The organism is Gluconacetobacter asukensis, from assembly GCF_014174375.1.
Classification (GTDB): Bacteria; Pseudomonadota; Alphaproteobacteria; order Acetobacterales; family Acetobacteraceae; genus Gluconacetobacter; species Gluconacetobacter asukensis.
The window spans coordinates 1-22,137 of record NZ_JABEQE010000032.1; the positions used below are offsets into that span (position 1 = coordinate 1).

The following is a 22,137-nucleotide window of genomic DNA, read 5'->3' on the forward strand; positions in this document are numbered from 1 at the left end:
TTCGGGATTACGAGCAGAGGATCGACGTCTCGGAGGCAATGATCCATGTCGCTCTCGGTAGCCTCATGCTCCGCAGAATTGTCCACCCATGACCATTCTCAAACGGACTCTAAACTGATCGTGTTAAGCGAGGGTAGCTTTGTCCTCAATCAACGAGTCCTCCCGAAACATGTGGGGTACTGGCGTCTACCTGCGCGGCAGATTTCGAAGCTCAAGTCTGGCCTCATGGACGTTGCAGCTTCTCTCATAGAGCCAGAGGGTCTGAGCGAGTTTGCCCTAGTCGTGCGGGCGAGCCTCCTTACCTACAGCAAAGGCACGACCTTGGTGGACCCGCTGGATCGCCTGCAAAACTGTCTGTCTGCCCTCGAAGGCGTTCTGCTCAAGCATGAAATGGAACCACGGGCGCATAGCGTCGCCAATCGGATGAGCTTCCTTCTCGCTCACGGAGAGGCTGACCGTGAAGCTGTTAAGCAAATTGTCCGGCAAATCTACTGGCTAAAAGAGCAGCCTCAACTGGAGAAAAGGCATCGTGAGAGCGAGTTGATCGAGGATTTTACGTACTACGCCTACAATGTCCTTCGTATGGCGCTGGGTAACACCTCGGCCTTTAACTCGAAAATCCAATTTGTGACCGAAGTAGATAGGGTTGGCTTGGCTCCCTAAGAGCCGCCCGTACTGACGATGCTGCGTGAGGATCTGCCGAAGCCATGCGTGGCGACAATGTCCGCTTGGTCTCAGTGCTCAGTGATCGTCCGACAAGGCGACATTTTCTGTTCACGGCCCGTTTCGCCAATTCAGCTCTGTGCCCAAATTCCTCATAGCCAGCTTCGAGCCACCATTCCAATAGCGGACTCTCCGCTAGGGCCCGGACCCATAAAGGGATTCCCATTGTGAGCGGCCTGTGATTCGCTTTCTCTGAAAGGAGATGAGCGATGGACGCTGACCTTTTCTGGCTTTCGGACCGGCAGTTTGCGCGGATTGCGCCGCATCTGCCCACCGATACGCGTGGCAAGCCGCGTGTGGATGATCGACGCGTGATCAGCGGCATCATTCAGATCATGCTGTCCGGCGCGCGGTGGAAGGATGCGCCGTCCGCGTATGGCCCGCGCAAGACGCTCTACAATCGGTTTCAGCGCTGGGCTGCGAAAGGCGTCTGGACGCGCCTGTTCGAGGCGCTGGCGCAGAGCGGTGGACCGCCTGCCGAACTTCTGATCGACAGTTCTGCCGTGAAGGCCCATCGCTGCGCCTCCGGCGGAAAAAGGGGGAGCGACACCAGGCCATCGGCCGATCGCGTGGCGGGCGCACGACCAAGATCCACGCGCTGACGGATGCCGCCTGCCGTCCGGTCGCCTTCGTGCTGACCGGCGGCAACGTCGCGGATTGCACGGCAGCGGTCCCGCTGCTGGAACAGGTCTCGAACGTCCGGCTGATCCACGGCGACAAGGGCTACGACACCAACGCGGTGCGTCGACAGATCGAGGACAAGGGCGCCGCGCCGAACATCCCGCCCAAGGTCAACCGGGTCTGGAAGAACTGCTTTTCGCCGGTCCTTTATCGGACGCGAAATGCCATTGAGCGCATGTTCAACCGCCTCAAGGACTTCCGCCGCATCGCGACACGTTACGATCGCAATGCCACTAACTTCCACGCCGCCATCTGCCTCGTCGCGGCCGTCAGCTACTGGTTATGAGTCCGGGCCCTAACGACCGATATGAGGCGACTACCGCCTGTCTGCTCTGTTTCCGTTGAGCAGACAGGCAGATCAGGGGGGTAAGCGGAATACCGGCTAACGGTGAGGAATGACGGAAAGCGGCCATTCATTCCCGAATTAAATGAAGATCGATCAGACTCTTTGCCACAGTCCCGATCCCGTTTTCGCGACGGCGCGGCAGTCCCTGACTGCGCACGGAAAGGTCACTTGGCTGCCAAATCGCACTTAGATGCACAGGCATTGAAAAGGAGGTGGGTTTGAAAGCCTTGCCACTCTCAACGTTAGTGGACGAGGCTACCTGCATCCAGTGGCACCATACCAATTCTTCAGACATCCGGCACCCAGAAGGAACAGGATGGACATCCATGCCCTTCCCCCTGAAATCGCCGTGATTGACCGAAGCGGCATCGATGAATGGACCGTGGTCTGGTCCGACTTCAGCGCTAATCCTTGCTCAATGCGCAGAACGAAAATCAAGCGCTTGGTTCGTATTCCGTGACCCCGCAGGGCATGAAGTTGCCACCGATCCGGTGATCATTGATGAGGCAACTTGGGAAAGTCGTAATTCAAGTCGAATAATATGATATTTCTAATTTCATTGAAGAAAGTAATTTATCCCAACCAGATGATGAGTAAGAGAGACACCGAAGAGTAGCATCATTGTCCACAGCAGGACTGCTTAAATTATGCTTTAAGCCGTCGAAGGTTCGCACCTGCACGCCGCCGCCAAAGCGCTGAAGCAGTGCTCGCTTTTCCCACAAATCCCCTTCTCTCCTCCCCATAACTAGAATGAAATGAGGGTCTGCCATTCCAATCTTTCGCGCCCGCGTTCCATGCGGCCAGTTATTTTTTACATAATCCAAGTTATTTCGGAACCATTCAGTCCATTGATGAAGTTGTCCAATTGCGTGCGTCAGAGCCGCTGTGGGCGAGCCGTCTTTTCGAAGCAACCTATCACTCGGCTTTTCAATTTCAATAAATGTCCAGCGTAGCCCTGGTGTATCGTCTCGCACAAAGGCGAAATCCGTAACGTGCTCATTGCCAAGCTTGAACTTGGAATAGACAACGCCGTCTAACGGACGCCAAACTGGAATCAATGCCGGGTATTTTACCAAAAATTGATGAAAAACTTCCTCAGAGTGAGGTGGCGTAGCGTCCATCAGTTCGATGAATTCACTCCAAATTTGCTCCTTCAGAACGCGCTTCATTTTTCTCCAACCTCTGCCTGCGCCTAGCTTCTTCCAGCTGTTAGAAATAGTCAACTGATCTGTCTACTGACCTCCACTCAATGCTATAGGAGATAATTGCCCCTTGCCCGATGAAATAGACTGGCATTGCTGTCGCCTTCCTCAATCGAACTGAGCGAGGATATCTTCAGCTGTCGCCATGTCTGATGCGGCAACAATATCTAGCGGGTGGCCATCAAGTCGCATGACCGCAATGAATCGGCTGGCCGTGTACGTCCAGAACGGAGACCCGTCCGATTGCTTGTATCCGTCGATCAACCTGCGCTTCATGGCCCTATCCGGCCATTATCTGTTCGAGACGACCTTCCGCAATCCGGCAGCCTGATGGGAGAAAGGGCAGATTGAGAAGACCATGCAAGATGCCTGGCGCCATATCTGGCAAGATCTCATGGCAATGTCCGCTTACGGAATGACCGCATTCACGTAAACAAGTCTGTGATGAGGCGGTTGCCGTCTGTCCGCTTCACGTTCCTTGAGCGGACAGACAGTTAAGAGGGGGTGAGCAGAATGTCGGTTATTGGCGAAGCATGACCGAAAGCGGCCACTCGCAGTGTTCAAGTTCATGACGCCTACCAACCAGCATACACCGTCCGGCAATCGGATATTAGCGGTCGGTATTGCTGGAAGCAGCAGTTCGGCCCGCGATTATTTCCTGTCACCGAACCTGAGTTTAGCTCCTGAACAAAGAGAGCGACCGTCGCGGTGAATGCGCGTGCAGCGGCGGAATGCCCGTCAGGGCCTCACCGGCCCCTTCTTTCCCGCCGCCTTCCTCGACGCCGGTTTGGTCGCCTTTTCCGCGGCCTTGCGCGCCTCGCTCTTCTGCTTGACCGTCTTGGTATCGAGGCCACGACGGGTCAGGTCGATCCCGACGACGGCGAGATCCTCGACATTGGGATATTGGCTCGCAAGCACCGCCCAATGCTGGCGCAGCGCCGCGAGCAGCGCCTCGAAACTCTCGGCGCGGCCGCCACCCGGCACATCCCAGCTACGCTTGATGCCGACATAGACGAGTAGGAAAATGCCCCGGCTTGAGCGAGCATCGCGCAGATAGTCCCCGCCGAGCTGGACCTCCATGCGCTCGAACAGATGCGGACCCGTCCAATTGTCGGCGACCTTCAGCTCGACCGGGACCGGCGCGTCGAACCCTGCGCCTCGGAACCGCAGATCGGGTCGCTTGGCATCGGCAAGCTCTTCCTCGGGCGGGATGCTGTAGCGTCCTCCGGCGTGGTCGCGCAGCCAGCCGCCGATGAACTTGCGGAATTCGGTCTCCTGGTCGGTCCCCTGCAGAATCGAGGCGATGCTCTCGTCGCCATGCTCGAGATCGTATTTCAGCGCCTCAAGCCGCTCCACGCCGAAATACCAGAGCTCGCGATGATTGGTCGGCGTAGCGACGCGCGCGTCGTTGAATTCCTTGACCTGACCCGGATTCCACGGCGCGAAGTCGGCATCGAGAGTCGCCTTCGTCTTGGCGTGCAAGCTCATCCACGGTCGTGACTTCACCGCCGGGTGCGCGCGTGCCATTTCCATGAGCGCGAGATAGGCTTCCTTGCCCGGCATCTCGCAGATGAAGGTGAAGAGCGCATTGCGCGCTTCTTGGGCGTCGTCGCGCAGGCCCGGCGAATAGACGCCGCCGCCGGATCGGTCGATATCCTCTTCCTCGCGAATATATTTCGCCATTAGGAGGTAGAGCGTCTTCATATGCTCGACGGTGCGGTAGGCGAGCCGCGCCCGACCCTCTTGCTGGCGGCCGCCAAGCAGCGCGACGACGAAGCGTAGTGCGAGGTTGGTCTGTTCGGCGGGATCGTTCAGCGCGGCGAGGCGCGCCGCGACGGCAGGGATCGCGGCGTCGGGATCGACACCGGCCCAGGTCGCGTACCAGATCGGGGTAAAGTCCGGATCATATTTCCCCGCCGCCTTGCGCGCGGCGATCTCGGCGATGTTCGCGTCCGGCACAGATGAACCCTGCACGATCGACAGGAGATAGGTGAGATTACGCGGATTAATGCGTTTGGCGCGTAAGGCGGGCAGCAGCGCCGGTGCAATCTGGTCGCGCGCGAACGCGCCATGCCAGGCCATGTCGTATAGGACGTAATGGCTCTCGCCGACGGCCTGCTCAACCTGGAGCTCGTGCTGGATCTCGGTCAGCAGCACGTCGGCGACCGCGTCGGGAAACGCGTCATACAGGTCCGGGAACCAGACCGGGAAGCCGTTCAGCTCGGCGAGTCCGTAGCGCGCCGCCTGCGCCGCTTCTGTCGGCGTCAGCGTCTTATGCCAATCCTCCGCCTCGCGCGCCTCGATTGCGATCCCGATCAGGCCGAAGATGACCGTGTAGGGCGTCTGATTTGTTGAGGCGCCCCGCGATCGGGTTTTCGGCTTGAACTCGCGCCAGAAGCGCACCGCAGCGTCACGGAATGCGGTCGCAACAAGCTCGCCATAGGTGTCAACCAGCGAACGCCAGTTGCCATCGGTCCAGTGGTTGTGATCGTCCCGCCCCGCCGACCGCATCCGCTCCATCAGATAGGCCTGGTCTTGAGTGAGAATAGCCGGCTTGCCCGGATCCCGAATTTGATCGACGCGCTCGGCGAGGAGCATCTTGTCGCGCTCGAGCTGTTTCTCCCGAGCGGCGACAATCCGCGCATTACGCTGTTTCCACTGAACCGCCTGCTTGCGAAATTTCGCAAGCTCACCGGCGGGCGGATGGAGAAGTGATTCCAGCTTCTCGCTCACCGCCTCGTCCTTTGCCGCCAGACGCTTCAACCGTTCGCGCCATTTGCGCGGTCGCTTGCCGGTAACATAGAGATTGAAGGCGAGGGTTAGCCCGACGAGGCGATCGTCGAGCAGCGGTCGTCCCTCGATGTCGGCCGCGATCGCATCGAAGCTGTCCGGCCCGAAGGCCCAGTAGCGACCGAAGATCGAGACATGCCACCAGTCGACAAGGCGCTGTTCTTGTTTGTCCTCGCGCCACGTCCGTTCCTGTTCGACCGAATGCCAGAACAGCGCATGGTTGAGCTCCGGCCACCCTTGCACGAGGTCGGGCAGATCCTTGCGCATATCTTCAAAATGGCGGCAACCATAATCGCGGACGATCGGAAGCAGCCGCAGTGCGGACAGCGTCGAGAGTGCAAGTGCCGCCGGTTCACGCGCCTCGATCAGGCGCACGGCAACGCGGGCGGCCGTCGCGGCGAGCCAGCCATAGGCTTTCGATATCTCGCAATGCCGCTCCTCGACGACGGGCTCTCGGAGCAGAAGCGTGACAAGGCCGTCCATCAGCCCGCCGAGCATCGCGACCGGCAGCTCGTCGACTAGATGGCCGAGCGGATCAGCCAGGGGATCGACCTCGTGTTCGTTCTTTCGCGCGGTCGCCCCGAGCGCCTGCAACAGCCACCCGATCGCCGCCTCGTCATGGGGGAGATCGGCCAGCAACTCGCCCAACCAGTCGCGCGACAGCTCCGGCCCCTCCCTCAGGAAGGCATTGCGGATGTCTGCAGCATCGGCGGGCGTGCCGACCGCGAACACCGCGCGGATCGCGGCGATGCGGGTATACTTGGCGCGGGACGTGAGCGCGAAGTGCTTGGCCTTGGCGGCGAGGGCGTCGATGCCGCCTTGATAGACCATGCGCAGCAGGAACCAGGTGATGTCGTCGTCTGCTGCATATTGATCGAGGAGCGCCCCGATCTCCTCGGCGAGATCGGGGTTGGCGAAGCGCTGGACCGCCTGATATTCCATCATCGAGCGGCCGTGCGCGGGCTGCGCGACCTGTTCACAGGTCTGGCGCAGGATGTGACGCCGCGTGTCGAGCGGCAGCTTGGCGGGGTCCCCGCCTTCGAACAGCACCTCGGGCGCGAGCGCCACGACTCTGTCGAGGATCCGCCGATCGAGTGCCGCAAGCCACGGGAGCACCGGCCGCATCGTCGGCACGATGACTTCGATGCCATATTGCTTGCGGAAAAACAGCCCCTCGATCTTCGCGCGCGAGCCCTCGTCGACCAGCAGTGAATGCAGCCATTCGGCGGTCAGATATTCCCGCACAGAACGATGGTGGAACCGCTTCGTGCCATAGATGCCCGGATCGAAGATTGGCCGGGACAGCAGGATCGCGCAGTCCTGATCGTTCCAGTTGGTGAGGACGTCCTTGATCGGAAGACCTAAGGCATTCTTGTCCCCGTCGGGTACGCGTATGGCCGATTCCTGGCAGAGCGTGGTGGCTGCGGCGAGGAGGCGGGCGCCTTCGCGAATACGATCGACCGCGATCGGCCGTGCGTCGGCCCGGTCCTGATCCCGCTCTTCGAGGCGCTTGGCGATGCTGCTCGTCATCAGGTCGAACCGAGAGCCGATCCGCTGGTGATCGTTCCAGAACTCGACGGTCTCGGCAAGATCGAGCGGCCTGGTCGTGAACGACCACGCCTCGGCTCGCTCTACAGCTTTGGTGAAGGCCTTGATGTCGGCCACGCCCTTGGCGATCGCGAAGGTCTCGACCTGAGCGCCGTGCAGATCCTCGAGAGTCACGATGCGGAACGGGGCGTGCTTATTCTCGCGCTTTGCCGCATGCTCGGTCGCGACCGCATATTCCCCCTGGGGCGCGGGCGCCTCGTCGGGTGCTTTCGCCAGCGCATCCCAACGCAGGTTGGTCCGGCACAAGAGGAGGTCGGTCACAGGGCGCCACGCCTCCGTGCGACCCGTGATGACGATATGCGTGCGCTGCAGGGCACGCTCGATCCGCTTGCCGATGCGGCGGATGGCGCGCTCGAAATCCTTCGGGTCGCGCAGACGTGCCTCATCCACGGAATCGAGGAAGAGCCAACCTTGATCGCCCGACTTGAGCCATGCCTCGAACTCCTCCAGATCCCCTTCCTCGAAGCTCGTCTCGAAATCGTCGACGACATGCTCGATGCGCAGGAAGAAGGCCGGCTTGCCCTCGGCGCGTTGGCGACAGCAGATATGCCGGATCTCCTCCGTCTTTCCCGAACCAGCCTCGGCAAGCACGATGACGCGCGGCTCGGCCAAGAGATCCGCCCAGCGCGTCGATGCCTCTCGCGCGAAAAGCCGCACCATCTTAGCCTCGTCACCATGCTCATCGGAGATGGCGAGATCGCGGAAGGTACGATCCAGCTCAATGAAATCGTCAAGGTTTCCAGACATGACACGTATATAGTCGTTACGGCCCTAATCCGCACGGGGGATGCCGCCAAAAGCGCGCGCCGAAAGGCTCTATCTCGGACAATCGAAATGGATCGGCGCTGGCAGCACGAGCATCGTCCCCTTCTCGCTTTCCGACACTCCCGGAAGGGTGGCTAACTGACAGGCGGTTTTGGCCCGGAGGACGGAATGTCGGCTCTCGGTTCAAAGCGACGCCGCTCCTGCCATCCCGCGTGTGAATTTATGATCGCTTGACCATGAACCTAGGTTAAAGGTTAGAGACAATTTACCCATTCATCTTGGGGACGTTCCGGTCATGAGCAAGCGCATCCTTCACGTCATCACCAACGTCGCTCATTATACCGACCCGTCGCACCCGACGGGCTTGTGGCTGTCGGAACTGAGTCATGCCTGGGATGTCTTCGCGGCTCAGGGCTACGAACAGCGCCTTATGAGCCCCGCAGGGGGACCGTCACCGCTGGAACCCCGTGCGCTGAAATGGCCCCTGCTCGATGCCTCCGCAAAGGCATGGCTGAACGACCCGACACGGATGGCATTGCTTTCATCCACCGCGCGACCCGACGAGATCGATGCAGCCAGCTATGAGGCCATCTATTTTACCGGAGGTCATGGCGTGATGTGGGACTTTCCCGACAGTGCGGGTTTGCAGGCCATCACCCGTGCCATCTGGGAAGGGGGCGGTATCGTCTCCGCCGTCTGCCATGGCTATTGCGGTTTGCTGAATACCCGATTGTCGGATGGCACGCTACTGGCATCCGGCCAACGCATCACGGGTTTCTCCTGGACCGAGGAAGTTCTCGCCGGCGTGGCGAAGGAGATGCCCTACAACGCGGAAGCGGAGATGAAGGCACGCGGGGCTCTCTACGACAAGGCATTGCTGCCGTTCGTGCCCCATGTGGTCGCCGATGGCCGGCTGATCACCGGGCAGAACCCGGCTTCCGCCAAAGCGACCGCGCGCCGGGTTTCAGAATTGCTTCGCGCGTAAGGAAGCGACCGGCATTTCAGCATCTTCGCCCAGCAGCCGGGTCAGCACCCGGCGGGCATTGGTGGCGCAGTCGATATCGTCCGGACGGGCTTCGATCTCGTCGATGACGTGCAGCAGATGCGCCTTGCTCCGCGCGAGCCGGGCTTGCAGCGTCTCGATATCCGCGACCTTGCGGGTCAGCGCGCCGACCAATGCGTCGTGCTCCCAATGTTCCAGATCGACGGGCAGCAGCGCACGAATTTCGTCAAGACTGAAGCCCGCGCCCTGAGCGAGGGCGATCAGGCCCAGGATTGTAACAGCCTCCGCCGGATAGGACCGATAGCCGTTCGCCTTGCGATCCACGGCCTTCAGCAAACCGATCCTCTCGTAGAAGCGGATACGCGAGGGCGTCAAACCGCTCCGCTGTGCCAGTTCCCCGATCTTCACGACGCTTCCCCCTCCGTGAAATCATCTCTTGACCTTAAAGTTAACTTGAATGTCAGGCTCTGCCCAGAACGTTTCTCGTGGAGTCCGGTCCATGCCTCTGTTTTCGCCCCTGACGTTGCCCAATGGCGCCGTCATTCCCAACCGTCTCGCCAAGGCGGCAATGGAAGAGAATATGGCCGATGCCGATCATGCACCGTCCGACGAACTGATTCGCCTGTATCGTGCCTGGGGACAGGGGGGAGCAGGTCTGGTCATCACCGGCAATGTGATGATCGACGCCAGGGCCATGACCGGGCCGGCAGGCGTGGTGCTGGAGAATGACAGGCATCTTGACCGCTTCCGTACCTGGTCGGACACCGCGCGGGCCGGTGACAGCCAGATCTGGATGCAGATCAACCACCCCGGTCGGCAGATGCCGGCGAGCCTCGGGCGGGAAACCCTCGCGCCGTCCGCCATCCCCCTTGATCTCGGCCGGCAGTCGAAGATGTTTCCGATGCCGCGCGCCATGACGGCGGCCGATATCGCGGACGTACAGCAGCGTTTCGTCAATACCGCGCGGCTGGCCGAACGGGCCGGTTTCGCCGGCGTCGAGATCCACGCCGCCCATGGCTATCTGCTCAGCCAGTTTCTCTCCCCGCTCGCCAACCGCCGGACCGACCAGTGGGGCGGCAGCCTCGAAAACCGGGCGCGCCTGCTGCTCGACATCGTGCGTGACACGCGCGCGGCGGTACGGCCGACGTTTTCGGTCGCGGTCAAACTCAACTCCGCCGATTTCCAGCGCGGAGGCTTTTCGCCAGAGGATGCCCGCTCCGTCGTGCGCATGCTGGATGGCCTCGGCGTCGATCTCGTCGAACTGTCGGGCGGCAGCTACGAGGCACCCGCGATGATGGGCACTGCGCGCGACGAACGCACGCTGGCGCGCGAGGCCTATTTCCTCGATTTCGCCCGCGAGATCAAAACTGTCGCCACCATGCCGCTGATGGTGACGGGGGGCATCCGGCGGCGCGCGGTCGCCGAAAAGGTGATCGACAGCAGCATCGCCATGGCGGGCATGGCCACCGCTCTGGCGATCGAACCCGACCTGCCGAAACGATGGAAGCAGGGGCACGACGACGCGCCCGCGCTGAAGCCGATCGGCTGGAAGAACAAGGCCCTCGCATCGGCGGCGCACATGGCAGCCGTGCGGTACCAGATGGCCCGACTTGCCTCCGGCCGACCGACAAGACCGCTTGTCTCGCCTCTCATGGCCTTCATCCGGGCGCAACTGACAGGCCGTAGGCAGGCGCGGGCCTACCGCGCATGGATGGTAAACGGCGCTCCGCCCCGGAAGGCTGGAGACACGGCAGCCGGTATGACCATGCGCCCCCTTGGCGGCAAGGCATGACCGACATGGACGGACGCACCATCGATGTGGCGTTCGGCGGCCACAAGGTACCGGTCCTGGCCGGAGGCTATTACGACCGTTTCCGCTCCAACCCGGACCTCGACGCCATCGCACGCGATCCGGCGGCGGGAAACATCGACTTCTTCCGCCGTATCCCGAAACAGAAAATAGAGTCCCGGATCGGGCCCGTATGGGCGCCGAATTTCTATTATCGTAGCAGCAGCGTGCAACTCCTCATGTCGGCGCCTGTTTCCCGCCTGAAGGCGATTTTGCCGGAGCCGCTCGATCCGCTGCGCGTCTGCCCCGGATACGGCCTGGTGGCGCTGACGTTCTTTTCCTACGCCGTCTGCGACAACGATCCGTACGACGAAGCCTCCGTCGCCATCGTCATCCGCAGACCCGGCGCATGTGGTCCGCACGCGCTGGAACTGGCGGCGGCGATACGGCGCCGTAGTTTCCACGCCCATGTGCTCGCCCTTCCCGTCACGACCGAGATTGCCCGCGTGCGGGGCGTGGAATGCTACTAGCTTCCCAAATGGCTGGCCGGGATCAGCGTGACGATTGGAGCCGAAGTGCGGGCAGCCACACACGCGCCCGATGGGACCCCGGACCTGACCCTGTGGGCACCGGCACCGGCTTTCGTCGATGTACCGTCACAATCGCATATGGGTGCCAACACGATGATCCATCAGATCGACGGGCGCTGGCACAGGACGACTGTCCATTCGAACACGCTGTCCTTCGCGCAGAGAATGCTGCCGCGCGATGTCACCCTGTCGCGCCATGGCGGCCCGATGAGCGATCTTCTGGGCGGCCTGGGCGTTGCAAGACCATTGCGGCTCGATGTCGTTCGGGATGCGCAGCTGGTGCTGAACATGCCCGAGCCGTTCACCATGCCCGGATCCGGATGAAAAGGATCAGCGCCTGCCTTCATCACGCTGATCCTGACGTAACCCTTTCATCAACCAGACGGAGGAACAGTCCATGTCATTCGTAACGACACAGGATGGTGTACAGATTTTTTACAAGGACTGGGGACCGAAGGACGCCCAGCCGATCGCCTTCCATCATGGCTGGCCGCTCAGCGCGGACGATTGGGACGCGCAGATGCTGTTTTTCCTGTCGAAGGGCTTTCGGGTCATCGCTCATGACCGGCGTGGGCACGGACGCTCGTCGCAGGTGAGCGAGGGCCATGACATGGACCACTACGCCGCCGATGCCTCGGCGGTGATGGAGATGCTTGACCTGAAGAATGCCGTCCATGTCGGTCACTCGACCGGTGGCGGCCAGGTCGCGCGCTATGTCGCGCAGTTCGGCCAGCCCCAGGGCCGCGTCGCGAAGGCGGTTCTGATCAGTGCCGTTCCGCCGCTGATGGTCAAGACGGATCGCAGCCCCGAGGGCGCGCCGATCGAGGTGCTGGACGGGTTGCGCGCCGCGCTGGCCGCCAATCGAGCGCAGTTCTTCCTCGACGTGCCGACCGGCCCGTTCTACGGCTTCAACCGTTCTGGCGCGGAGATTTCCGACGGCACGATCCGCAACTGGTGGCGCCAGGGCATGATGGGCAGCGCCAAGGCCCATTACGAAGGCATCAAGGCGTTCTCCGAAACCGACCAGACCGAGGATCTGAAGGCGTTCACGGTACCCACCCTCGTGATGCAGGGCGATGACGATCAGGTCGTGCCCTACAGGAACGCGGCGCTCCTTCAGCATCAGTTGATCGAGGGCAGCACGCTGAAGATCTATCCGGGTTTTCCGCATGGCATGCACACGACCCATGCCGATACGATCAATGCCGATATCCTGGCCTTTATCAAAGGCTGAGCGGCCATTCATTCGCGGGGTGGCGCATGGTGCCCCCCGCATTTTGGAGTGAGTAAACGCTCATAATGCTGGAAGAAGTCGGGTCCACCCGATATCACGCTCTCCATGATGCCGAGAAGAAGATGATGAAGATCAGATAATTCTGACAGTCCGCTTTACGTTGCACACATCGAGACGCTGTATGCCGTATTTGAGGGCGGAAGCGGTTTTCCATCTCGTTTGCAGCCGTGGTGCTGTCACATCGGCGGTAGGACGCAGGAGCGCGATGAGCCGATTGGACCTCAGAGTGAGCGACGGCAATACGCGTTCAAGCCTTCTCCCACATGCCGCATCACGTCACGCACATTGAGAACGTTGCGGAGGTCGCGATGGGTAACAATCCAGAAGGGCAGACTGGCGGGTATATAGTCTGGCAAGATCGGCACGAGGTCCGGGTTATCCTGCGCAATGGGCGTTTGGCAATAACCGATACCGACGCCCGCACGTAGGGCTGCCAGCAATCCGACATCGTCACTGCAGTCGAGGGCCGGGCGTTGGCCAAGTGCCATCAGTTCGGGGAGACGACGCAAATGGGCGGACGACGCGATCAGACGATGCCGGGAAAGCTCGGTAAAGTCGTGCGGTACGCCGTGGCGTTGCACGTAGTCTCGATGGGCATACAGCTTGATCGGCACCGTGCCGACCTTGCGGCCCCATAATTCCTGCTGTGTCGGCTCGGTGTGACGAACGGCCACATCGGCTTTGCGTTCGAGTATGTTCTCGACGGCATCGGTCAGGGATAAAGTGATGCGCGTCGTCGGATGGCCGTCAAGAAAAGCCGCCAGGATCGGCGGCAGGACCATCGTGCCGGTGATCTGGCTGGCAGTGATGGTCAGCGTCGTCGTTTCGGCAGCACTGGCCGATTTCGCCAGCCGCTCGAGGGTATGCGCCTGATCGATCATGGATGCCGCGATCGGCATCAGGGCGCTTGCATGAGCGGTCGGCACAAGCCCCGACTTTGATCGCGTAAAGAGCGTCTGACCGATCATTGCTTCCAACTGGGCGATCTGACGGCTGACCGTCGGTTGTGTCGTCCCCAGAGCGCGCGCCGCTCCCGACAGGGAGCCGGCGCGGCACGCTGCCGCAAAGCTTCGCCAGAGATGCCAGTCGATCTGATCCATACGAAATTGTAGAGTTGATCTGCCATGATGGGCAATACCCTGCCTGCCAGGCAAGGCATTACTCTGCGGGCATGAAGAACACAACAAAATGTGTTTTTTCTAGTCATTCCAACGTTTTTTGGAGACGGATCCTTGTCGAACTTTCCTGGTCCACGACGTAATATCGACACGCAAATCGAGATAGCGGCTTCCCCCGAACGTGTATGGTCAGTATTGACAGATACGGAAGCTTATCCGTCCTGGAATCCCTTCATTCGCAAACTGACCGGGCGCCTGGAGCCTCGTCAGCGACTGACCGTCTGTCTCGGTGGAGACAAGGCTGGCGGCGGAATGGTGTTTCATCCCGAGGTCGTCACCGTCATGCCGGGCCGGAGGTTGCAGTGGATCGGCCGCCTCTGGGGGGTGCCCGGATTGTTGACCGGAACCCATGATTTCAAGATCACGCAAACTGGCCATGGAACATTGTTCCGCCAAAGCGAAGCGTTCGCCGGGGTTCTGCTCTGGTTCTATGACGTTGAGACGGTTCGGGCCGAGTTCATCAAAATGAACCGGGCCCTGAAATCCCGTGCCGAAGCGGCGTGACATCGACCAGATATCCCGACAGCACGGCGAAGTTGGCAATCAGCGGTTCAGATCGGTGCGGCACCGCAGGAAACCAGCTCAACCACCGGGCGCTGTCAGCGCTCGCCTTTCTAGGTCGCGTCCAGAATCGTGTCGTCGTCCTTTTGCTCCTGACGAATCTGCGCCAGCAGGCTGCAGAAACGCTGAGTGCTCCGTTCCGACCAGGCCGGCAGCAGATCACCAATCGCCCGCGCGATACGTCCGTTCCCGTCTTCAAATAGAGCGGAGCCTTCATATCGCGCCGACCGTCCCGGAAATGGCGTCGAACCGCCTCTCCTTACGGAGCCTGAAGGTGCTCTAAAAGAACTCTGCTACGGTAACGCCGAAGGGGATGGTTGGCCGGCCAATCAGCCGGGTGAGTTCGCCGCCGTCGTCAAACAGTGCCCCCTTTGCCACGCCCGCGTCGGTGTCCGACAGGATCGTGGCAAACAGCTCCGGCACGCCGGCTCCGAGCAGCGCCGTTCGATACGCGTCCGGGTCCATGTTCCGATAGGGGAGCGGCTTCCCCGAGGCCTCGGCTACCGCCGCAACGAACTCGGCCAGCGTGTAGGATGTATCACCGGCCAATTCGTAGGTGCGGCCGGCATGGTCGTCGCCAGCCAGCACGACCGCCGCGGCCCTGGCATAGTCGGCGCGGGCGGCGGACGAGATACGTCCCTCCCCGGAGGCGCCAAGGAACACACCATGCTGCAGGGCAGGTGCGATCCGCCACGTATAGACCTCGGTGTACCAGCCATTCCGCAGCAGCACGAACGGTATGCCGGACGCTTTCAACGCGGTTTCCGTATCGCGATGCTCTTCCGCGAGGAACAGGGGGGACGTGTCCGCATGAAGGATGCTGGTATAGGCGATCAGGCCGACACCCGCGTCCTTCGCTGCGGCGATGACGTTGCGGTGCTGTGCCGTGCGCTGGCCGATTTCGCTGCCGGAAATCAGGAGCAGCCGGTCGACGCCCGCGAGCGCACTGGCCAGTGTCTCCGGCTGGGCATAGTCGGCCACGCGGACCTCCACGCCCTTGTTGCGGATTGCGACCGCCGCCTCCTTGGCGGGATCGCGTACGCCCGCCACGATGGCACTGGCGGGCAGCGTCTCAAGCAGTGCATCGATGACCAGGCCTCCGAGATGGCCGGTGGCAGCGCTGACGAAGAGCGTGGGTGCGGTGGGCATGGTCGGTCTTCCTTGTGGTTCGCAATCGACACAAGGTAATTAAGTGAGACCACAGACGGCGTGAAGGAGGCAGGATTTTGGGACAGGGTGAGGCAAAAGTAACCGCCCCGGCATTCGATGCCACCGTCCAATTGTTCGCCGACCGGCAGCCCGGCCAGCCGGTCGATCCACAATGCCCGGTGCGGGACGTGCTCGATCGCATCGGCGATAAGTGGTCGACGCTGATCCTGGGCACCCTCGCCGGGGGCCCGCACCGGTTCAGCGCCGTGCAGCGCGCGATCCCGGACATTTCCAAGCGGATGCTGACGCAGACCCTCCGCGATCTGGAGCGTGATGGCCTGATCGCGCGCACGGTGTTTCCCACCAAGCCGCCAAGCGTCGAATACCGACTGACGCCTCTTGGTGTTACGATCCTCGAACCGCTGACCTCCCTTGTCCGATGGGCCAATCAGAGCCATGCCGCGATCCGGGAGGCCCGTCTGGCGTTCGATCAAGCGTCCTGAAGCTGTTCCAGATCGGCAATCAGCCCCGGGCCGGTCGGTACCCATCCCAGTGCCTGCCGCGTCAGTGCGCTGGAAGCGCGCATGTCGAAGCCCGCAAACATCGCGACGCGTCCGAAGAAGGCAGGCGCTTCTTCGAGCATGATGGATCGGACCGGCAGGTCCAGGCGCCGGCCAAGCGTGTCGACGATATCGCGCATCGCCACGCCCTCTTCGGCCACCGCATGCCAGGCCGCGCCCGTGGCCCCCTTTTCGATGGCCAGCCTGTAAAGACGGGCGACGTCGAGAACATGCGCGGCAGGCCAGAGATTACGCCCCTCGCCCACATAGGCGCAGGTGCCGTTCTGACGGAACGTCTCGATAAGAGGCGTGATAAGCCCCTGCTTCGCCCTGTCGTGGACCTGCGGCAGGCGTACCACCGACGCGCGGATACCTTGCGGGATCAGCGCCAGCGCCGTCTGTTCGGACACGCGCGGGAACGGGAAGTCCGGCAGAATCACATCGTTTTCGGTCGTCACCTGTCCCGGCGGTGCCAGTCCTGCCAGCCCGCCCGTGGCCAGGAACGGCTTGTCGGATCCGGCAAGCGCGGACCCGAGCGCCTCGATGGCGCGGCGATCCGTTTCGCAGCTTGCCATGAAGTTCGACCAGTCGTGGATAAAGGCCAGATGAATCACGGCGTCCGACGCCATTGCCCCTTTTTGCAGGCTGTCGAGATCCTCGAGCGCGCCGCGCTGCACCTGCGCGCCGACGGCGGCGAGGGCGCGCGCCCCGTCATCCGAACGGGCCAGGCCAAGCACGTCATGACCAGCGGCGATCAGTTCCCTGACGGTCGGCATGCCGATGAATCCGGTTGCACCGGTGACGAATATACGCATGAGCGAAGTCTCCCGTTTTCTGGTGAAGACAGATCTCGGTCTATGCCCTATTCTGTTAAAGTAGTGATCTTATCGTATTATAGAGACTAACAGGATGAGCGAGCATCAGGACGGCGGCAAACGGCTCGGCACCTGGCTGAAGGATCGTCGCGCGAAGCTCGATCCGGCAGCCTTCGGCCTTCCCTCGGAACGCCGCCGCACGCCCGGCCTGCGGCGCGAGGAGGTTGCACAGCGGGCCAATATCAGCCCGACTTGGTACACCTGGCTGGAACAGGGGCGTGGGGGCGCCCCGTCAGCCGATGTGCTGAACCGGATCGCGCGCGCCCTGATGCTGACCGATGTCGAGCGCGAGCATCTGTTCCTGCTCGGCCTCGGTCGCCCTCCCGATGCGCGGTATCGCAAGAGCGGTACCGTCACGCCGCGCCTGCAACGCGTGCTCGACGCGCTGGATCCTAGCCCGGCGCTGATCCGGACCGCGACCTGGGATGTGCCGGCCTGGAACCGGGCGGCGACCATCATGCTGGGGGATTACAGCGCCCTGCCACCGGCAGAGCGCAACATCCTGCGGATCATCTTCCTCGATCCGCGCTCCCGCGCCATGCAGCCCGACTGGGAAAGCATGGCACGCTACGTTATCGGCGCCTTCCGCATCGCAACGGCGCGCGCCGGCGCGGCGGACGAGGTCGCGCCCCTGGTGACGGAACTCTGCCGGCTCAGCCCCGAATTTCACACGATGTGGCATGAGAACAGCGTCAGCGAGGCGCCCGCTGACATCATCAAGCACATCGAACACCCGGTTCTCGGCCCCTTCGCCTTCGAACACTCGACATTTTCGGTCGATGGCCGGCCGGACCTGACCCTGGTCGTCTACAACCCTGCGACACCGGCCGACGCCGAGAAACTCAGTGTCGCCGTCGACGCCACCCTGCCTCAAGGAACCTGACAATTTGCGCCTTATCTTCGCTCTTCCCTGCCTGATCGTCATCCTGAACTGGCTCTGGCCGCTGACCCTTCCCCTCTGGGTGAAGATGCCTGCGGCCATTCTGCTGCTGGTGGCCTCGCAATATCATTTCTGGTCCCGGCTTTCCTCGGGCTCCGTCTTCGCGCCCGAGTTCCCCCGCCCCCTTGTCATTGTGTTCAACTGGGCGTTCGGGGCCATCCTGTTTCTGGCCCTTTTCCAGATCGCGCTCGATCTCGGCGCCCTGGTTACGGCGTTGGCACGATGGCGGCCGGTTCATATTCCTGACGGCGCCCGCGAAGCGGCTGGCGGCCTCGCTGGCCTGCTTGCCGCCGTCGGCGTCGCCAATGCGCTCCGCGTTCCCCCGATCAGGGACGTGACGGTCCGAATCGCGGACTTGCCGCCATCGTTCGAAGGCTATCGGCTGCTCCAGTTGAGCGACCTGCATGTCAGCCGACTTTTTCCAACCGCGTGGAGCCGGGCGGTTGTGGCACGGGCCAACGCCGCCGAAGCCGATCTGATCGTCGTGACGGGCGATTTCATCGACGGCTCGGTGGCCATGCGCCGCACCGACATCGCGCCGCTGCAAGGGTTGCAGGCCCCGGACGGGGTTCTCGCGGTCCCCGGCAATCATGAATATTTTTTCGATTACGCCGAGTGGATGCGCCATCTGTCGGATCTGGGCATGCGCATGCTTGCAAACACCCATGCAGTCGTCACGCGAGGCGCCACCCATCTGGTCGTCGCCGGTGTGACGGATCTGTCCGCGCCCGGGCATGGCCATGCCGGCCCGGACCTCGACGCGGCGCTTGATGGCAGGCCCCCAGGCGCGCCGGTCGTGCTGCTCGATCATCAGCCGCGCAATGCGCGATCCGCTGCCGAGTGCGGCATTGCCCTTCAACTGTCGGGTCATACGCATGGCGGCATGCTTCCGGGCCTCGATCGCCTCGTCGCACGCGGCAACAACGGGTTCGTATCCGGCCGCTACGATATCGGCGGCATGACGCTCTATGTCAGCAACGGCACCGGCCTATGGCCCGGCTTCGCGCTCCGGATTGGAAAACCATCCGAGATCACGCGGTTCTGCCTGCGATCGATAGAGCCAGACCGGGTGCCCGAACCCGGTTGAGAGGAAATTCGTCCGGCGCGCCATCTATCCCGAGATGCTACCCACCTAAATCGGGCAGACCCCGCTGGCACATTGCAGATGGGCCCAGTCCACAACTTCTTTCCCGTTGTCATCATGGACCATGGCGGTGATGGCGGCGAATTTGCATGCCGAGACCTCCTCTTCCGGCAGATATTCATAGCCAAGGCCCGAATCCGGGCGGCTGGGCAGCACGATGCGGTTGGTCCGCCGCACCTCCTCGCCATACAGCGTCGTGCGAATACGCCCTGCATCCACCGGCGCGGCGATCTCGTTCAACAGCGCGCCTTGTGCGGCCATATCCGCCGTCTCAACATCGGACGCGTGAACATCAGCTCCCAATCCAGCGACAGGTGGCTTGCGCTTGAGCGCATGGCCTCTCCTCCGACGACTTCCCCACTCCAATGTCCCTGTTCATGAACAGTGCGCATTAATGGTATCAAAGATAAAACTGCCGTCACGGTATCCGCAGCGCGGCAGTCCCGGAGCAAGGAACGACATCATGAAGCCAAAAGTTCTGATCGTCGGCGCAGGTGCGGTTGGGGGCTATTTTGGGGCTCGAATGGCAACAGCGGGACATGACGTAACATTCCTGGTGCGTCCCACCCGGCTGCGGCAACTGCGTACGGATGGGCTCCGGCTGATCAGTCCGCTGGGGGATGCGACCCTCGCGCCGCAAATGGTGACATCCGACGATATCGATGGCCCTTATGACGTCATTCTTCTCAGCGTAAAGGCATACTCCCTCGCGTCCGCGATGGACGATTTCGCCGCCGCCGTCGGCCCGGACACGCGCATCGTACCCCTTCTCAATGGCATGCGGCATCTCGATGTGCTGGCAGAGCGTTTCGGAGATCCGAAGGTCCTGGGCGGGACGTGTTTCATCGTCAGCAAATTGGATTCTGAAGGACAAGTCGTTCAAGTGGGATCACTCCCCAAACTGACCTTTGGCCCACGATCCGCTGGCGACAACGCCACGATCCGGAACCTCAAGGACGCTCTCTCCGGTCCTGGCTTCGAGACTATATTGTCGGACCACATCATTCAGGAGATGTGGAACAAATGGGCTCTGCTGGCATCGCTGGGCACCGTATGTTGCCTGATGCGGGCCACCGTGGGGGAAGTGGCCAGCGCGCCTGCGGGTGAGGATTTTGCGCGGTCGACGATCGGCGAATGCGCTTCGATTGCTGCGGCGGCCGGATATCCGCTCACCGAGGAAACTCTGGGCGGTATCGTCCGGCTGCTGACGGCAAAGGAATCGTCCCTGACATCGTCCATGTTCCGTGATCTGTCGCAGGGCGCTCCCATTGAGGCGACGCAGATCATTGGCGACCTCGTGAAGCGTGCCCGCGCGCATCAGATTGCCACACCGATTCTCGATCTGACCAATCTCAATCTCAGTGTCTACGAACAGAGAAGAAAGTAGGATCTACCCGAAGGCGCTTCGCGGAGTTATCGGAACTTAGGCGCTCGATACGTTTCATGTCGTTTTAGATACGCACAAATTTTCTCCGGCCTTCTGAGATCCGTCCGGCCGACCGTGCAAGAGGTCAATCGGTCAAAGGCTTTGAGCACTCAGACCAGCGCTGCGCCGCCGTCGATCTGAGTAGCCTCTGCTTTACGCCCCGAGAGCATTCCATCAGGAATGAGGCACGTAAAGCAGATCATCTTGGATATGGCGAGTGGCTCAGCGCCATCAGGCAAACGGAAAACTTAGAAACCCAATTCGTTTGCCAAATCAGCAACTTATGAGACACCCGCCACGTATCCGCCGCCTACTTGTCTAGTAAGAACAAATTAGCCTCCAAGATGCAAAGCGACGTATTCCAACTTCCGGTTGTCTGTCGACCATAGTCCTTCGATCTGTTGTGCCAGGTGATCCGGGAAGATGTAGGTCTGCCCGTCGATGATACCTCTAACGATATTAGCTGCCGCGGATTCGGGTGTGGCCTTTTCCGGGTATGGCACCGATCTCGCTAAATCAGTGTCGATTGGTCCAGGATAAATACCAATGACTGTGATGTTGTCCTTTTCCAAGGTTCCGCGCAGGGACTGGGTGATCGAATGCAGAGCCGCTTTGGAAGCTGAATAACCGGCCATCAAGGGAACCGCCGAAAGGCCAACGACGCTAATCACATTCGCGATTGTACCGGACCTGCGGGCTACAAACTGTGGGGTGAAAGCCCGCAGAACACGGAGAGTGCCAAAAAAATTAGTGTGCATGTCATTTTCGAAAGATTCCCAGTCACTGCTGAGATAATCGCCGAGGGCGAGTGTTCCAGCATTGTTGACGAGAACATCGACATCCTTCGCAGTACTGACTACCGCATTTACCGACGCATTACTCGTGATATCGAGCTGCAACGGGATCACTCGGGGGTCTCCAAACGAAGGGAGCGTATGCGGATCGCGTGCGGTAGCGTAGATTTTCGCTACATCGGCCTTCAGCATTTCCCGTAAGATCGCCGCGCCGATGCCGCGGTTCGCGCCCGTAATCAAAACAGTTTTATTCGAAAGGGACATAGTCTTTCTCCGACTGATAGTGGGGGTGAATTGATCCGCGAGGCGGTCCTCGCGGGTCCCACGCCCCATGTCGAAGGGCCAATGGATTGCTATTCACTTTTTCCATTCACTCACCCTCTTGCACGCGAGCACCGGTGAAGTGTGGATCGACCGCCGGTTCCCCGGGTTCGCTATCCTTCATAGGTCCGATGCGATACCAGATCGCATAAAGCGCCGGCAGGAACATCAGGATCAGCCCCGTGCCGGCCGCCGTACCGCCGATCAGCGTATAGGCCAGCGAACCCCAGAACACCGATTCCGTCAGCGGGATGAAGGCCAGCACGGCCGCCAGGGCCGTCAGAATGACCGGGCGGGCACGCTGCACGGTCGCCTCGACCACCGAATGGAACGGATCGAGCCCCGCCGCCTGATTGACCTTGATCTGTCCGATCAGGATCAGCGTGTTGCGCATCAGG

The 22,137-nt window shown here is 61.3% G+C and carries 22 protein-coding genes and 2 pseudogenes; 15 read left to right on the forward strand and 9 right to left on the reverse strand.

Going from position 1 to position 22,137, the window contains the following annotated elements; all coding sequences use genetic code 11:
- The 4 genes and pseudogenes from HLH35_RS19045 to HLH35_RS19060 all read left to right on the forward strand — a co-directional run.
- A pseudogene (locus HLH35_RS19045) lies at positions 1-92 on the forward strand (IS5/IS1182 family transposase); the annotation flags it as partial.
- Between the two features lie 133 nt (positions 93-225).
- Complete coding sequence (locus tag HLH35_RS19050) at positions 226-663, forward strand: hypothetical protein (protein ID WP_182980647.1); 438 nt, start codon at positions 226-228, stop codon at positions 661-663.
- Positions 664-932: 269 nt separating this feature from the next.
- Positions 933-1,690, forward strand: a pseudogene (locus HLH35_RS19055) (IS5 family transposase).
- A 376-nt stretch (positions 1,691-2,066) separates the two neighbouring features.
- Complete coding sequence (locus HLH35_RS19060) at positions 2,067-2,210, forward strand: hypothetical protein (RefSeq protein ID WP_182980649.1); 144 nt, start codon at positions 2,067-2,069, stop codon at positions 2,208-2,210.
- Positions 2,211-2,277: 67 nt separating this feature from the next.
- Here HLH35_RS19060 and HLH35_RS19065 read toward each other — a convergent pair whose 3' ends face one another.
- The gene (locus tag HLH35_RS19065; protein ID WP_182980650.1) at positions 2,278-2,919 is read right to left on the reverse strand and encodes a Shedu anti-phage system protein SduA domain-containing protein; all 642 of its coding nucleotides are present in this window, start codon (positions 2,917-2,919) and stop codon (positions 2,278-2,280) included.
- A 223-nt stretch (positions 2,920-3,142) separates the two neighbouring features.
- On the opposite strand from HLH35_RS19065, the gene HLH35_RS19070 reads away from it, so the two are divergent.
- Positions 3,143-3,283: a hypothetical protein gene (locus tag HLH35_RS19070; protein WP_182980666.1), complete on the forward strand. Its 141-nt coding sequence runs from the start codon at positions 3,143-3,145 to the stop codon at positions 3,281-3,283.
- 407 nt (positions 3,284-3,690) lie between these two features.
- Here the strand turns inward: HLH35_RS19070 and HLH35_RS19075 are convergent, their stop codons facing one another.
- Positions 3,691-8,097 carry an NACHT domain-containing protein gene (locus HLH35_RS19075; RefSeq protein ID WP_182980651.1) on the reverse strand — a complete coding sequence of 1,469 codons (4,407 nt, stop codon included), beginning with the start codon at positions 8,095-8,097 and terminating at the stop codon, positions 3,691-3,693.
- 313 nt (positions 8,098-8,410) lie between these two features.
- On the opposite strand from HLH35_RS19075, the gene HLH35_RS19080 reads away from it, so the two are divergent.
- On the forward strand, positions 8,411-9,100 hold the full coding sequence (locus HLH35_RS19080) for a type 1 glutamine amidotransferase domain-containing protein (RefSeq protein ID WP_182980652.1): 690 nt from the start codon (positions 8,411-8,413) through the stop codon (positions 9,098-9,100).
- Here HLH35_RS19080 and HLH35_RS19085 read toward each other — a convergent pair.
- Positions 9,080-9,526 (reverse strand): MerR family transcriptional regulator, encoded by a 447-nt coding sequence (locus HLH35_RS19085; protein ID WP_182980653.1) that lies wholly within the window; start codon positions 9,524-9,526, stop codon positions 9,080-9,082. The two genes, HLH35_RS19080 and HLH35_RS19085, sit on opposite strands and share 21 nt — an antisense overlap.
- 91 nt (positions 9,527-9,617) lie before the next feature.
- Here HLH35_RS19085 and HLH35_RS19090 point away from each other — a divergent pair, with 91 nt between their 5' ends.
- From HLH35_RS19090 to HLH35_RS19100, 4 genes are all read left to right on the forward strand, one after another.
- Complete coding sequence (locus HLH35_RS19090; protein ID WP_182980654.1) at positions 9,618-10,910, forward strand: NADH:flavin oxidoreductase/NADH oxidase family protein; 1,293 nt, start codon at positions 9,618-9,620, stop codon at positions 10,908-10,910.
- Positions 10,907-11,437, forward strand: coding sequence for a hypothetical protein (locus HLH35_RS20075; RefSeq protein ID WP_246385243.1), 531 nt, complete (start codon positions 10,907-10,909; stop codon positions 11,435-11,437). Before HLH35_RS19090 ends, HLH35_RS20075 begins: the two co-directional genes overlap by 4 nt.
- A 27-nt stretch (positions 11,438-11,464) precedes the next feature.
- Entirely contained in the window at positions 11,465-11,821 is a 357-nt protein-coding gene (locus HLH35_RS20080) for a hypothetical protein (protein WP_246385244.1), read from the forward strand.
- Positions 11,822-11,894: 73 nt separating this feature from the next.
- On the forward strand, positions 11,895-12,731 hold the full coding sequence (locus HLH35_RS19100; RefSeq protein ID WP_182980655.1) for an alpha/beta fold hydrolase: 837 nt from the start codon (positions 11,895-11,897) through the stop codon (positions 12,729-12,731).
- Positions 12,732-13,012: 281 nt separating this feature from the next.
- Here HLH35_RS19100 and HLH35_RS19105 read toward each other — a convergent pair whose 3' ends face one another.
- Positions 13,013-13,891 (reverse strand): LysR family transcriptional regulator, encoded by an 879-nt coding sequence (locus HLH35_RS19105; protein ID WP_182980656.1) that lies wholly within the window; start codon positions 13,889-13,891, stop codon positions 13,013-13,015.
- A 132-nt stretch (positions 13,892-14,023) separates the two neighbouring features.
- Between HLH35_RS19105 and HLH35_RS19110 the strand changes: the two genes are divergently transcribed.
- Complete coding sequence (locus HLH35_RS19110) at positions 14,024-14,473, forward strand: SRPBCC domain-containing protein (protein WP_182980657.1); 450 nt, start codon at positions 14,024-14,026, stop codon at positions 14,471-14,473.
- A 336-nt stretch (positions 14,474-14,809) separates the two neighbouring features.
- Here HLH35_RS19110 and HLH35_RS19115 read toward each other — a convergent pair whose 3' ends face one another.
- A complete protein-coding gene (locus HLH35_RS19115) occupies positions 14,810-15,679 on the reverse strand; it encodes an SDR family oxidoreductase (protein ID WP_182980658.1) in 870 nt (289 codons plus the stop codon).
- A gap of 77 nt (positions 15,680-15,756) precedes the next feature.
- On the opposite strand from HLH35_RS19115, the gene HLH35_RS19120 reads away from it, so the two are divergent.
- Positions 15,757-16,182, forward strand: coding sequence for a winged helix-turn-helix transcriptional regulator (locus tag HLH35_RS19120; protein ID WP_182980659.1), 426 nt, complete (start codon positions 15,757-15,759; stop codon positions 16,180-16,182).
- On the opposite strand, the gene HLH35_RS19125 is transcribed toward HLH35_RS19120, so the two are convergent.
- Complete coding sequence (locus HLH35_RS19125) at positions 16,170-17,054, reverse strand: SDR family oxidoreductase (protein ID WP_182980660.1); 885 nt, start codon at positions 17,052-17,054, stop codon at positions 16,170-16,172. The two genes, HLH35_RS19120 and HLH35_RS19125, sit on opposite strands and share 13 nt — an antisense overlap.
- Before the next feature lie 94 nt (positions 17,055-17,148).
- Between HLH35_RS19125 and HLH35_RS19130 the strand changes: the two genes are divergently transcribed.
- A complete protein-coding gene (locus HLH35_RS19130) occupies positions 17,149-17,997 on the forward strand; it encodes a helix-turn-helix transcriptional regulator (protein WP_182980661.1) in 849 nt (282 codons plus the stop codon).
- Positions 17,998-18,001: 4 nt separating this feature from the next.
- Positions 18,002-19,141 carry a metallophosphoesterase gene (locus tag HLH35_RS19135; protein ID WP_182980662.1) on the forward strand — a complete coding sequence of 380 codons (1,140 nt, stop codon included), beginning with the start codon at positions 18,002-18,004 and terminating at the stop codon, positions 19,139-19,141.
- A 45-nt stretch (positions 19,142-19,186) separates the two neighbouring features.
- Here the strand turns inward: HLH35_RS19135 and HLH35_RS20085 are convergent, their stop codons facing one another.
- Entirely contained in the window at positions 19,187-19,459 is a 273-nt protein-coding gene (locus HLH35_RS20085) for a hypothetical protein (RefSeq protein WP_246385245.1), read from the reverse strand.
- Between the two features lie 202 nt (positions 19,460-19,661).
- Between HLH35_RS20085 and HLH35_RS19145 the strand changes: the two genes are divergently transcribed.
- Positions 19,662-20,585 (forward strand): ketopantoate reductase family protein, encoded by a 924-nt coding sequence (locus HLH35_RS19145; protein WP_182980663.1) that lies wholly within the window; start codon positions 19,662-19,664, stop codon positions 20,583-20,585.
- 371 nt (positions 20,586-20,956) lie between these two features.
- Here HLH35_RS19145 and HLH35_RS19150 read toward each other — a convergent pair whose 3' ends face one another.
- Positions 20,957-21,682, reverse strand: a complete 726-nt coding sequence (locus HLH35_RS19150; protein WP_182980664.1) for an SDR family NAD(P)-dependent oxidoreductase — start codon at positions 21,680-21,682, stop codon at positions 20,957-20,959.
- 106 nt (positions 21,683-21,788) lie between these two features.
- Positions 21,789-22,137 (reverse strand): efflux RND transporter permease subunit (locus HLH35_RS19155; protein ID WP_182980665.1); only part of this gene is annotated, 349 nt, incomplete at its 5' end.